At 35.2% G+C, this 12206-nt stretch carries 14 protein-coding genes and 1 other annotated feature (1 of these 15 cut by a window edge); all 14 genes read right to left on the reverse strand.

Annotated elements, in window-relative coordinates:
- Window positions 1-137: a binding site (T-box leader), on the reverse strand; it reaches 37 nt to the left of the window's first position.
- Window positions 138-209: 72 nt separating this feature from the next.
- Complete coding sequence (gene recO, locus ACSBPO_RS16015) at window positions 210-956, reverse strand: DNA repair protein RecO (RefSeq protein WP_442595003.1); 747 nt, start codon at window positions 954-956, stop codon at window positions 210-212.
- A 33-nt stretch (window positions 957-989) separates the two neighbouring features.
- A complete protein-coding gene (locus ACSBPO_RS16020; RefSeq protein ID WP_442595005.1) occupies window positions 990-1133 on the reverse strand; it encodes a YqzL family protein in 144 nt (47 codons plus the stop codon).
- A 161-nt stretch (window positions 1134-1294) separates the two neighbouring features.
- Window positions 1295-2215 carry a GTPase Era gene (era, locus tag ACSBPO_RS16025; protein WP_442595007.1) on the reverse strand — a complete coding sequence of 307 codons (921 nt, stop codon included), beginning with the start codon at window positions 2213-2215 and terminating at the stop codon, window positions 1295-1297.
- Between the two features lie 255 nt (window positions 2216-2470).
- Window positions 2471-2857 (reverse strand): diacylglycerol kinase family protein, encoded by a 387-nt coding sequence (locus ACSBPO_RS16030; RefSeq protein ID WP_442595009.1) that lies wholly within the window; start codon window positions 2855-2857, stop codon window positions 2471-2473.
- On the reverse strand, window positions 2835-3305 hold the full coding sequence (gene ybeY, locus ACSBPO_RS16035) for an rRNA maturation RNase YbeY (protein ID WP_442595011.1): 471 nt from the start codon (window positions 3303-3305) through the stop codon (window positions 2835-2837). The genes ACSBPO_RS16030 and ybeY overlap by 23 nt, the downstream gene beginning before the upstream one ends.
- 3 nt (window positions 3306-3308) lie before the next feature.
- A complete protein-coding gene (locus tag ACSBPO_RS16040; protein ID WP_442595013.1) occupies window positions 3309-5474 on the reverse strand; it encodes an HD family phosphohydrolase in 2166 nt (721 codons plus the stop codon).
- 204 nt (window positions 5475-5678) lie between these two features.
- On the reverse strand, window positions 5679-6638 hold the full coding sequence (locus ACSBPO_RS16045; RefSeq protein WP_442595015.1) for a PhoH family protein: 960 nt from the start codon (window positions 6636-6638) through the stop codon (window positions 5679-5681).
- The gene (gene yqfD, locus ACSBPO_RS16050) at window positions 6635-7828 is read right to left on the reverse strand and encodes a sporulation protein YqfD (protein ID WP_442595017.1); all 1194 of its coding nucleotides are present in this window, start codon (window positions 7826-7828) and stop codon (window positions 6635-6637) included. The genes ACSBPO_RS16045 and yqfD overlap by 4 nt, the downstream gene beginning before the upstream one ends.
- Window positions 7829-7843: 15 nt before the next feature.
- The gene (gene yqfC, locus ACSBPO_RS16055; RefSeq protein ID WP_442595019.1) at window positions 7844-8128 is read right to left on the reverse strand and encodes a sporulation protein YqfC; all 285 of its coding nucleotides are present in this window, start codon (window positions 8126-8128) and stop codon (window positions 7844-7846) included.
- Between the two features lie 307 nt (window positions 8129-8435).
- On the reverse strand, window positions 8436-8885 hold the full coding sequence (locus tag ACSBPO_RS16060) for a hypothetical protein (protein ID WP_442595021.1): 450 nt from the start codon (window positions 8883-8885) through the stop codon (window positions 8436-8438).
- Window positions 8886-8917: 32 nt separating this feature from the next.
- On the reverse strand, window positions 8918-9916 hold the full coding sequence (gene floA, locus ACSBPO_RS16065; RefSeq protein ID WP_442595023.1) for a flotillin-like protein FloA: 999 nt from the start codon (window positions 9914-9916) through the stop codon (window positions 8918-8920).
- Window positions 9917-9927: 11 nt separating this feature from the next.
- Window positions 9928-11247, reverse strand: a complete 1320-nt coding sequence (locus ACSBPO_RS16070; protein WP_442595025.1) for an NfeD family protein — start codon at window positions 11245-11247, stop codon at window positions 9928-9930.
- A gap of 223 nt (window positions 11248-11470) precedes the next feature.
- Window positions 11471-11917 (reverse strand): GatB/YqeY domain-containing protein, encoded by a 447-nt coding sequence (locus ACSBPO_RS16075; protein WP_442595027.1) that lies wholly within the window; start codon window positions 11915-11917, stop codon window positions 11471-11473.
- A 16-nt stretch (window positions 11918-11933) separates the two neighbouring features.
- Window positions 11934-12107 (reverse strand): 30S ribosomal protein S21, encoded by a 174-nt coding sequence (gene rpsU / locus ACSBPO_RS16080; RefSeq protein ID WP_015595024.1) that lies wholly within the window; start codon window positions 12105-12107, stop codon window positions 11934-11936.
- Between the last annotated feature and the right edge of the window lie 99 nt (window positions 12108-12206).

The raw sequence follows: 12206 nt of genomic DNA on the forward strand, positions 1-12206 counted from the left end.
GCCACCTTCTAAAAGTGGCCACTTTATTAAAATGCTGCTCCAGAATGCCTTCCCAAATCCCTTATACCCTAGCTCGCACCATCCTAGGTTCGCTTTTATAAGAATTATTTAGTACTCTTTTCCATCAATGCAACTATTTTTTATGTAATAAAAATATTATCTTAAAGCATACTTTCTTGTCAACATTGTTAAAATTTTAATATATCTAGCTAGAATTTAAATTTATCCATTTGATCAAGGAATCTTTTGGACTTTATATGTAAACCTGAATATTCCTCAAAATAAGCATCTATCACTGTCTTAAGTTCTTTTTTTGTTTCATCTTTTACTGAGATATTACCAAGTCTTGATAAATCAAAAAAATAAAAGATTCTTAAGAGCTTTATGGTCGAACTAGAAATTTTCATATGGTAGGGATCTTTTTCTATACACCTATGACAAATAAAACCGTTTTCCCGAATGGAAAATGAAAAATGACCGTCTGTTTCTCCACAAACGGCACATTTATTTAGAACTGGATAGAGCCCAAGTAAATTTAACATTTTCATTTCGTAAATATGAATGAGAATATCTACGTCATATTCCTCATTCATATAGTTTAAGGTTTGAAATAAAAGTTCGAATAAGTAAGGATTAGGTTTTTTTTCATCTGTACATTTATCCGTTAATTCCAAAATATAACTTGCGTAAGCCGTCATGACAATATCTTCACGAATGTTTCTCATAGAAGAAAGGATTTCTCCTTGTTGCAACGTGCCTAGACCTGTCCCTCTTTGAATTAAAAAGTAACCGTAGGTGAACAGCTGAGTGATGGCTGCCAACCGACTATTGGGCTTTTTCGCACCCCTAGCCATCACTCCTACCTTTCCCCATTCACGAGTATATATGGTTACAATTTTGTTTGTTTCACTGTAATCAATCGCTCTTATGACGATGCCCTCACATTTTTGAAGCATCTAGCGTCACCATCCAATATATTTGTGACAAATCTATGAGATGGGAAAATCAACCTCTGCTAGCTCTTCCTCCTGATTTCTGGGTATTTCTTGCTTTTCCTTCTCTAACTCCTTAAAGATTAGATAAGTGTCAATATTACCTGTCTGGGAAAATACTTTCCAGGTAAAATCTAACATCGAAAACCCCACCTTTCAATTTTTAACTAGCAATAAAAATTTAAATCCCTATCCTTGAGTTTATCTTTGCCAACATCTCCAATTTCATGACACGAAAAATTTACTAATCCTAATCATGCATAAACAATATTTTTTTTAATATTGTATAAAGGTGAACCTAATCAATACTCATCTTCTCTAAATCCGTAATCACGTAACTGCCCCATTTTATTTCGCCAATCTTTTTGAACTTTTACCCAAAGCTCTAGAAATACTTTTGACCCTAATAAATTTTCAATATCAGTTCTCGCACGTTTTCCTATTTCCTTTAACATCGAACCTTGTTTTCCAATAATAATTCCTTTTTGAGAGTCCCGTTCTACAATAACCGTTGCCATCACATGAATCACATCTTGATTTTCACGCCGTTCCATTTTATCAATCACTACTGCTAGTGAATGTGGAATTTCTTCCCTTGTTAGATGGAGCGCTTTTTCACGAATTAACTCTGATACAATGAACCTCTCAGGATGGTCTGTTACTTGATCTGCAGGATAATATTGTGGTCCTTCCGGTAGATACTTTTTAATAACTTCAAGAAGGTGTTCGACATTATTTCCTTCTAATGCTGAGATCGGTACAATTTCTTGGAATGGATATTTTTCTTTATAGGACTCGATTAGAGTCAATAAATTATCCGGGTGTATTTTGTCTATTTTATTGATGATTAAGAAAATAGGCGTTTTAACTGTTTGGAACTTTTCAATTATAAATTCTTCACCACGACCAAATCCCTCTTCAGCATTAACCATAAAAAGAATAAGGTCTACCCCTTTTAGTGTGTTTTGTGCGACCTTCATCATAAAGTCACCCAATTTATGCTTTGGTTTATGAATCCCTGGCGTATCGATAAAGATAAATTGTGAATCATTTGTAGTTAGAACACCTTGAACTTTATTTCGAGTAGTTTGTGGCTTATCACTCATAATGGCTATTTTTTGTCCTATCACCCTATTTAGGTATGTTGACTTACCAACGTTCGGGCGACCAATGATTGAGATAAAACCTGACTTATATTTACTGCTTTGTTTTGTATTATTCATTATTTTCCTCCGATGCAAGGTCTTCTAGTGAGTATGAAATAGGCAATTTTAGGTAATCATTTCACAAATAAAATGTTGTTCCTTTATTTTACCTCATTTCATCTTCTATTTCATTATTTGTTGCAAAAACGTAATAAAAAAATTTGAATTTTCTAAACATTTAACGTTATTAACCTTATTTATGTCATTTTATCGAAAGAAAAATCGTTTTTCAAATCACTAACAAAAAAAGGTGTCCTAATATGACACCTCACTTCAAAACAATATGTAAATCTTCGGTCCAAAAATCATAATACCTATTATCACGGATAGTAATGCATAGATTAATACAGCTCCAGCGGCAATATCTTTAGCTTGCTTTGCTAGTGGGTGGTATTCGTTTGTTACTAGATCCACCACTCGTTCGATAGCAGAATTCATCATTTCCAATACCATCATTCCACCGATTGCAATCAGGATCAATATCCATTCTGTTTTAGAAATGGATAAAAGAATCGCTGCAGCAATAACCAAAATGGAAATGAAGATATGAATCCGGAAATTTCTTTCCTGAATAACACAAGTAATCATACCTTCAATCGCAAATTTAAATGTTTGACTCATCCGATATTTTCGCTGTTTATCTTTTAAGTCCGTATTCATCTAAAAGTTCCTTTTGTAAAGAAAACATGGCTTTTTCTTCCTCTTCTGTTTCATGGTCATATCCTAATAAATGCAGAAATCCATGGACAGCTAAGAATCCTAATTCTCTTAGAAAAGAATGTCCATATTCTTCCGCCTGTTCTTTGGCTTTTGGGATCGAAATGATAATATCTCCTAGAACTCTAGGCTGTTCAGCGCCAACCACTTCAATCTCACCTTCACCCAACTCTTCCATAGCAAAAGAAATAACATCTGTTGGCTTATCTTTTTGTCTATACTCTAAATTAATCTCATGAATTCTTTCGTTAGTAACAAAGGTTAAAGAAAGTTCACTTTCCGACTCAACAGCTTGTTTTTCTGCAGTAAAATTTAATAATTTTTCTAATTCTTGCATTTCTTCAGGAGTCACTGAATTGGTTTCATCAATTAAATCGATAGCTAGTCTCATTTTTCACTCACCTTTTGCAGATTCATTTTGCGGATATTCGATTCTTGAGTGAAAAATACCTTTTAATGTTTCGCACAATGAATTAGCGACTATATCTAATTCTTTTAAGGTAAGTTCACACTCATTTAACTGCCCATCTTGAAGGCGATCCTTAATAATATTGCGAATAATCGTTTCAATTTGTTCTTCCGTAGGCTGAGACATGGAACGGACTGCCGCTTCTACACTATCAGCAATTCCAACAATCGCTGCTTCCTTCGTCTGAGCTCTCGGACCTGGGTACCGATAGTCCTCTTCTTTTGCTTCAATACCACTTTTATTGGCTTTATGGTAAAAGAATTTCAATAAAGTCGTTCCATGATGTTGCTCAGCTATATCAACAATTTCTTTAGGCATACGATGTTTTCTTAGCATTTCAGCTCCATCCGAGGCATGAGCTATAATGATGTTTGCACTTGTTTGAGAAGGTAATCTGTCATGTGGATTTTCCATATTAATTTGATTTTCGATAAAGAAATGTGGACGTTTTGTTTTACCAATATCGTGGTAATAGCATCCAACACGAGCTAAAAGACCATTAGCCCCAATTGCTTCACAAGCACTTTCCGCAAGATTTGCCACCATTACACTATGGTGGTATGTTCCCGGTGCTTCCGTTAAAATTTTTCTTAAAAGCGGGTGATTTGGATTAGATAATTCAATTAACCTCATGGTAGATAGTATTCCAAAGCTCGCTTCAAAAAAAGGTAATAATCCAATGGTAAGAACAGAAGATGCAATACCTGATACCAAGGCCACAATGACATAAAATCCATAATCAAGTCCGGTATATTTACCATTTTGAATGAGCATTAATGCTAAGATAACAACTAAATTAACAGCAGAAACATATAAACCAGCCTTCAAAATCTTAGAACGATGGTTTTGTCTGCTTAAAATCAGTATTCCCGCTATTCCACTACATAATATATAAATGCCAACGGTTATATTTAGAGTACCAGAAACTTCTTGATTGAATATGATGCTACCGCAAATTGCAATAATCATCGTAAACAAAATGGAAAGCTTTTCATCCATCAAAATTTTAATAAGAAGAGCTCCCATTGCTGCTGGGTAAATATAGCCGATTTCTGCATAATCAAATTGTTGAAATAAGCTTACTATTTTCATTAAAACAATCGCTAATACAAAGATGATACTAAACATCAATAAGTAAGAGCGCTTCGTTTCCGTAGGGACTTTTAAATCATAAAAGTAATAATAGATAGTCACTAATAATATCATTGTTAGCAAAGTTAAGCCAATAAAAGGCTGAATCGCTTTTTCACTGTTTAACATCCCAACTAATTCAAGTTGTTTATAAATTTCTTGATTAACCAGTTGTCCTTCCTCGACAATAATTTGTCCTTGAAGAATTTTGACTGGCTCTATATCCTCGACAATCTTTTGTCTGTTTTCTTCCGTCTTTACTTGGTCGTAAAATTCATTTTGGGCTACTGCATAACGCCCTAATTCAATGGAAGCTTTTTTTAAATCGGATGTAAGACTTGAAAATTTTAATTGTTCCTCTAATTTTTTCTTGGAATTTTCCACTTCATTAGCAGGAATACGATCACTCATGACTTCATTTATAGCTGTAACGGTAAGGTCCTTTGCAATAGTTAGTTCATCTTTATTTGCTTGGAGTAATGCTGTAAAGGTTTGGTCAGAGAGTTCTTTTGTTTCATTTTCTGTAAGCTTCTCTTTTAGTTTTGCGACTTTGTCCTGAATAGTTGTAGTTGTAGTAGATGACAAATTATCTTTATCTTGTTTCTCTTGTTGCTCCATTTCCTTTATTTCTTCATTTACCTCAATAGCAGCATCAAAGATAGAGGTGGTCAAGTCTATTCGATTTTCAGCGATATCTCGATTTAAAACATATACATCCGGAACTTGTTCTAATGCTTCTTTTCTTTTTCTCTCGGTACTAACTTTATCTTCAACGGTACTAGGAGAGCGAACGGTTTGTTTAGCAACCTCAAATTTATGTAAATCTAACTTTTCTGGTTTTACATTATTGTACATGCCAATAAACAAAACAAAGCCCATAATCAAGTACAATAAAACGCGAAAAAAAGAAATCTCTAATAAATTCCTTAAATTACCTAATTGTTTTTGTAATTTATCCAATTCTTTTCCCTCCTATCACAGTCAAAAGACCTGATAAGCGAATGTTTATTAAAACTTTTACCTATCATATTCTATATCATTAAGTATTACGTAAAATCATAACAGTTTTCAGTCTATTTTTCACTATAAAATCATCTGAATAAAAAAAACAAAAAGAGATTAGCCTATAATTTCAGTGGTAGACTAATCTCTTTGTGAGTGATTTTATTTTTGATTCTCATAAGCAGCAATAATTCTTCCGACTAAAGGATGTCGAACGACATCGCTTTGTTCTAAGTAAACCATCGATATCCCTTTTACATTCTGAAGGACTTCCTCGGCTACAATTAAACCAGATTTTGCTCCTTTTGGTAAATCTACCTGGGTTTTATCCCCTGTAATAACCATTTTAGAACCAAAGCCTAGACGTGTTAAAAACATTTTCATTTGGGCCTGGGTTGTGTTTTGTGCCTCATCCAAAATAACAAATGCGTCATCAAGAGTACGTCCACGCATATAAGCCAATGGAGCTACCTCAATTGTACCGCGCTCCATCATTCTTGTTGTATGTTCCATCCCTAAAATATCATGCAGAGCATCATATAGAGGACGAAGATACGGGTCTACCTTTTCTTTCAGATCCCCAGGAAGAAATCCAAGACTTTCCCCAGCTTCTACAGCGGGTCTTGTTAAAATAATTCTATTTACATGACCATTTTTCAAAGCATTTACAGCCATCACGACAGCTAAATAAGTTTTGCCCGTACCAGCTGGACCAATTCCAAAAACGAGGTCGGATTTTTTAATAGCAGAAACATAATGGCGTTGTCCTAGAGTTTTTACGCGTATAGACTTTCCTTTTATGTTCTTCCCTATTTCTTCTTCATAAATCTCCGTAAAATAATCCAAAGTCCCTTTGTCAGCTAGTTGTATTGCATATAAAACATCTCGTGTACTAATGTTTATTCCCTTACGAATAATAAAAAGTAATTTTTCAAGGACCTTGCCAGCTAATTCAACTTTCTCAGCATTACCAGAAACAATAACGGTTTCCCCTCTTGTAATGACTGAAACATTTAATTCTTGCTCTAGCATTTTTAAATTTGCGTCTGCATTTCCAAATAAATTTAATGCTTCATTTGGATTATCTAGTTGTATATCGATCGTTTTAAGTTCTTCTGTCATTCTGAGTCTCCTTGAGTTATGGGTTCAGCTTTTGCTATATTTTCTATAACTTGGAAATGAATTGATATTTTAACTTTACCATTCTCAAATGATTGGTGCAAAACTTTTTCACCCTTAATTTTAGCTTCTTCAGAAAGTAAACTTTTTATATCCTCTCTCGCTAAATTCTTTGCCATTTCAATTGCTTCTTCACGAGAGTATTCTCTCGTCACTTTTTCCCTCTCCCGATACGTATCAAAAACATAGGTGATTGGTAGCTCCCATTTTAAAAATCGTATATTTTTTTCCAGTGTTTCTTTTTCATACTCCTTATACTGTATCTTTCCAAATCCCCAAACAGGAATTTTAAGTTTCCCAAGGCTTACGGACTGCTTTATCTTCTCTTGTCCATTAAAAACGTAAAAATTAGATTTTAACGGTAAATTTACGGAGGTTTTATACCAAGTTTCTCCCAGTATTTCTCCCTTGGCAGCTACGATTTTAGGTTTGTCCTCTTTTCCGATAGAGCCAGAAATCAGTAGTTGCCCAGGCACTACTCGATCATGTAGTTTTACTTGGGATTTTCCATTTTCAACAAACATTTTAACAATAATGGCTTTTTTCTTAGCCACTAAATTTCTCGGACTAAGAACCTCAGGCTTTTTAGGTTGATTTTTTTCTACAACTTGAAAATGATAGGTTGTCCCTCTTAATTCAACACCTACCCATGTTAATTCCTCAATTTTATTCGTTAATTTCCTTTGGATTGTTTCAACATCATCCATATAAAACTGCAGTTTTCCAACCTTGATTCCCATATTCGTTAATTCTTTTCTAATTTGATGCTCTGTGACAGGTTTAGCACCTTTAATTTCTATTCCCCAAACCATATTTGATAAAATCATAATAACTAGTATAAATCCTACTGCTCCAATTAAAAAACCACTATTACGGAGCAGCCTTTTCAATAGAAAAGGCGCCCCGCTTCTTTGAAGAAATCGAATTTTACAATCTGAATTTCTTTTGTGCTTTCTTAATTCATGTACGTCTGATAATTTCATCTTAAAGATGATCGTATTTGTTCCGCACTTTTTTACATTCCAAATAACTAAATTGGCTCGAGTGAGGGAATTAATAAATCTTTCAATCCCTTTTCCAGTAATTTTTACAGTGACTATGCCGGAATAAAATTCGATCCACTGATTCTTCATTTTCTTCCCCCTGAATTAATCATTAATATATAGGACTTGATCAATTTTCCCCTCTAAGAGTATTTCTTCTGGTAGGATCGTTTTTATGACAAATCCCTTTCCTTTCACAAGTAGTTGGCCTTGTTTTAACAACAGCCTTAACTCCTTGTCAGAGAAAGCCAATAAACCACGGTGGTTCTCTATATAAATATGGATTTGTCCAATCATTGTAATTCGGGGTAAATCCATCATGACATCTTGAGGAAGATCCATTTTCTCCGTCATCCATCGTCGGACCCTCAGTCCCCACTTTATTGCCATAAAAAAAGAACCCCCTTTCATCTCAAATGTATGAGAGAAAAGAGATTCTTAGAACAACAAAAAGCGTAAGTGCCTCGCTAAGCTCCGACAAGCAAATGTTCTCTAACCCTTGAAGTCGTTTTTTGACTTCATGGGTTAGAGGTTATTTGACCTCGAGGAGCTAGGCACTGGAGCTGGATTAAACAAAAAGCGGAAGTGCCTTGCTAAGCCCCGACAAGCAAATGTTCTCTCCCCCTTGAAGTCGTTTTTTGACTTCATGGTGGAGAGGTTATTTGACTCGAGGGGCTAGGCACTGAAGCTGGATTAATTATCTTCTAACTCTAGGCCTTTGGGAAGTATGTGGATTCATTGATCTAGGGGGACCAAGAATTTCTGACCATATAATTCCGTCAATGATATCTTTATTATTTGGCGTAAAGGATGATGTCTCTTTTTGCTGCTCTAAAGAAACATCCTCACTTCTAATAATTTCATTCATCGATTCTGTTTTATTATTTCTAGTTTTTCCAATTTTAGACTCTGGTTTTACCTTTGGTTGACTAATTTCTGCAGATTTTTTAATTTCGGCATATTGTTGTTCCAACCTAGTTTGTGAACGATGTGTTTTTCCTCTTTCTATTTTGGGAATCGGAATCGATTCCCTTGCAGTCCTTTGGTTTGGTTGTTTTTGATTATTAGCATTCGCTCTTTTAAAAAACGAGATTATCGTCCCTATTAATATAATAATTATAAATGGATTATCAAATAAAATTCTCAAGAAGGATACCTCCCTTCCCTGTTCATTCAAATTTATTTATTGGAATGGTCATCTTTCTTGTCGCTAGAAATTTTACCGATAGATCCTCTCATATCTGTATCAGCAGATATATTTTGGATATTCATGTAATCCATTACTCCAATATTACCTGATTTTAATGCTTCTGCCATTGCCAATGGGACGGTTGCTTCTGCTTCAACAACCTTTGCTCTCATTTCTTGTACACGCGCCTTCATTTCTTGTTCTTGTGCAACAGCCATCGCACGACGTTCTTCTGCTTTTGCTTGAGCAATTTTCTTATCTGCCTCAGCCTGTTCTGTTTGAAGCTCTGCACCAATATTTTTACCGATATCCACGTCCGCAATATCAATCGATAGAATCTCAAAAGCTGTACCAGCATCTAGACCTTTTGAAAGCACAGTCTGTGAGATCATATCAGGATTTTCTAACACCTTTTTATGATTATCAGAGCTACCGATTGTAGAAACGATTCCTTCACCAACACGGGCAACAATTGTTTCTTCCCCCGCTCCACCGACTAAGCGTTCAATATTGGCTCTTACAGTGATACGAGCTTTTGCCTTTACTTCGATTCCATCCATTGCAACCCCAGCTATAAATGGGGTTTCTATTACTTTTGGGTTAACACTCATTTGAACCGCCTCAAGCACATCACGTCCAGCTAAATCAATAGCAGCGCATCTTTCAAAGGTTAGCTCGATATTGGCTCTTTGTGCTGCAATTAAAGCATTTACGACTCTGTCTACATTCCCGCCCGCTAAATAGTGGCTTTCTAACTGATTGGTTGTTACATTCAAACCAGCTTTATGAGCCTTTATTAATGGGTTTATAACTCGACTAGGTGTAACTCTTCGTAATCTCATCCCAATCAATGTAAAAATACTTACTCTTACTCCAGCAGCCAACGCTGAGATCCATAGCATCACTGGTACAAAAGTTAATAAAACCGATAATAGGATTAGACCTAATACAATAACAATAATTAAAAAAGCTGTACCGGCATTTAACATCTTATTCCTCCTTATAACCCTTCTATTTCTCTTACAACAATTCGAGAACCTTCTACTTTGATGACTTTTACTTGTTTATCCTTTTGTATAAAAGCTCCTTCACTTACTGCATCCACAATCTCTTCGTTAATCATTATCTTTCCTGCAGGACGAAGCTGCGTTAATGTTATTCCTTTTTCCCCTAATAGTTCAACACGGTTTACATTCGAAACATATCCCTGTTCCGTATTAGTAGAATCAGTTAAAATAATTTTTTTGAAAAAGCTCATTTTTCGCCCCAACACCTTTATCATAAAGATTGATGCCATTATGGATACAAATAATGCAATTACGATAGATATTCCCATATGAATCACATTATCACTTGCTAAAAATAGACTGCCTAATATCGAAGCAAAGCCGATAATACCAATGATTCCACCTGGGACAAAAAGCTCAAGTATGATTAGAACTATTCCAATTATAAATAAAATAATGGTTTCATAGCCAGCTAAACCTGCTACAAGATGTCCATAGAAAAATAATAATAAGGCAGATATCCCCATAAAACCAGGAATTCCAAATCCAGGGGAATACAATTCTAATACAAGACCCAGACTTCCTATTGTTAAAAGAATGGGAATAACAATGGGATTTGTTATGAACCTTGCTAATTTCTCTGCAAAACTTTCCTCTAACGTTTGGGTTTGAGCTTTTTCTAAGCCCACTTTTGTTAATAGTTCATCTAGGTCTTGTACAATTCCTTCAGCATAACCTATTTTTAATGCTTGATCAGCTGTTAAGGTTAATAGTTTACCTTTTTCTGCTCCTAATTCCGGCAAATTAATTGTTTCATCTGCCATAGCTAAGGCATATAGAGGGTTACGCTGACTATTGATTGCAGCACTCTTCATTGCTGCATTCCAATAGGATTGCGCCTTTTTATCAGCCATATTTCCCTGTTGATCAATAATAGCCGCAGAGCCCATTGTTGCTCCTGGTACCATATAAATTTCATCTGTGTTTAACGAAATATAGGCTCCTGCAGATAATGCTTGATTATTAATGAATGCAATGGTTTTTAAATCGGTTGTAGTTAGTAATTTTCCAATACCTGCAGCCGCATCAACTGCCCCACCCGGAGTATTCACTTCAAATATTATAGCATCTGCATTTTCTTCTTCAGCTTGTTCTACGGCTCGCTGTAGGAAGGAATATAAACCTTTTTCAACTGTATCCTCGATCGGGACGATGAATACTATTTGATCTGTTTTTCCATAAGAATGTGGTAAACACCAAGATAAACTTGTTAGAAGAAATAAAAAAAAGAGAAGTATTCCTTTTACTTTCATTTTTCCCCTCCTTTACCATTAGCTATATGTATATACGTTTCAATGATAGATTAGTTTCATTTATGTTGATGGAAATTCAAAATATATATACTTAATATAATAGGCTGTTTTCGTATAAATGTTGGTGTTGGTAAAAATAAATTAAAAAAGCAACAAAGTTTTAGAAAAGAGCCTTATAAAAAGACCGTAAGCAAACAGCTTACGGTCTTTGATGATGTTTAGGTTATGAAAGGTGTTGTTGTACAAGTTTATTTACGAGTGAACCGTCTGCTTTTCCTTTTACTCTAGGCATAAGTGCAGACATCACTTTACCCATATCTGCTTTTGTAGTGGCACCAACTTCCACTATTGCTTCTTTTACAATATGAGCAATTTCCTCTTCAGAAAGTTGTTTAGGCGCGTATAACTCCACTACAGCAATTTCTTGTTGTAGTTTTTCTACAAGGTCTTCACGACCAGCTTTATCAAATTCATGGAGGGAGTCTTTGCGTTGTTTCATTTCACGAGAAAGGACTGTTAGCTCTTCTTCTTCAGAAAGCTCTTGCTTTCCAAGCTTGATTGCTTCGTTTTGAATAGAAGCTTTAATCATCCGAATAACGGAGAGCTTGTCTTTTTCTTTGTTTCTCATCGCTTGCTTCATATCATTATTTAAAATCTCGAGAAGACTCAATTACATACACCCTCTCTTAGAACTTACGTTTTCTCGCAGCCTCAGACTTCTTTTTGCGTTTTACGCTAGGCTTTTCGTAGAATTCGCGCTTTCTTGCTTCTTGTATAGTACCAGATTTAGATACCGTACGTTTAAAGCGACGAAGAGCATCTTCAAGCGATTCGTTTTTTCGAACGACAGTTTTAGACATTCTCTTTCCCTCCCTCCGAACACAACACACTAACATCAAACACATGGTTTTATCCATGTACCCTTACGATTATAATATAACAATGAATGAAGGTCAACT

The sequence above is a fragment of the Neobacillus sp. D3-1R genome (assembly GCF_052180215.1).
In the GTDB taxonomy this organism is placed as follows: domain Bacteria; phylum Bacillota; class Bacilli; order Bacillales; family Cytobacillaceae; genus Pseudoneobacillus.

Excerpts from the sequence above, each read along its gene's own strand:
- ACSBPO_RS16045 (WP_442595015.1), bottom strand. The coding sequence starts at position 6,638 with ATGACAGAAGAACTTAAAACGATCGATATACAACTAGATAATCCAAAT.
- ACSBPO_RS16030 (WP_442595009.1), bottom strand. The coding sequence starts at position 2,857 with ATGAATACGGACTTAAAAGATAAACAGCGAAAATATCGGATGAGTCAA.
- era (WP_442595007.1), bottom strand. The coding sequence starts at position 2,215 with ATGAATAATACAAAACAAAGCAGTAAATATAAGTCAGGTTTTATCTCA.
- ybeY (WP_442595011.1), bottom strand. The coding sequence starts at position 3,305 with ATGAGACTAGCTATCGATTTAATTGATGAAACCAATTCAGTGACTCCT.
- yqfC (WP_442595019.1), bottom strand. The coding sequence starts at position 8,128 with ATGGCAATAAAGTGGGGACTGAGGGTCCGACGATGGATGACGGAGAAA.
- yqfD (WP_442595017.1), bottom strand. The coding sequence starts at position 7,828 with ATGAAGAATCAGTGGATCGAATTTTATTCCGGCATAGTCACTGTAAAA.
- recO (WP_442595003.1), bottom strand. The coding sequence starts at position 956 with ATGCTTCAAAAATGTGAGGGCATCGTCATAAGAGCGATTGATTACAGT.
- ACSBPO_RS16070 (WP_442595025.1), bottom strand. The coding sequence starts at position 11,247 with ATGAAAGTAAAAGGAATACTTCTCTTTTTTTTATTTCTTCTAACAAGT.
- rpsU (WP_015595024.1), bottom strand. The coding sequence starts at position 12,107 with ATGTCTAAAACTGTCGTTCGAAAAAACGAATCGCTTGAAGATGCTCTT.
- floA (WP_442595023.1), bottom strand. The coding sequence starts at position 9,916 with ATGTTAAATGCCGGTACAGCTTTTTTAATTATTGTTATTGTATTAGGT.
- ACSBPO_RS16020 (WP_442595005.1), bottom strand. The coding sequence starts at position 1,133 with ATGTTAGATTTTACCTGGAAAGTATTTTCCCAGACAGGTAATATTGAC.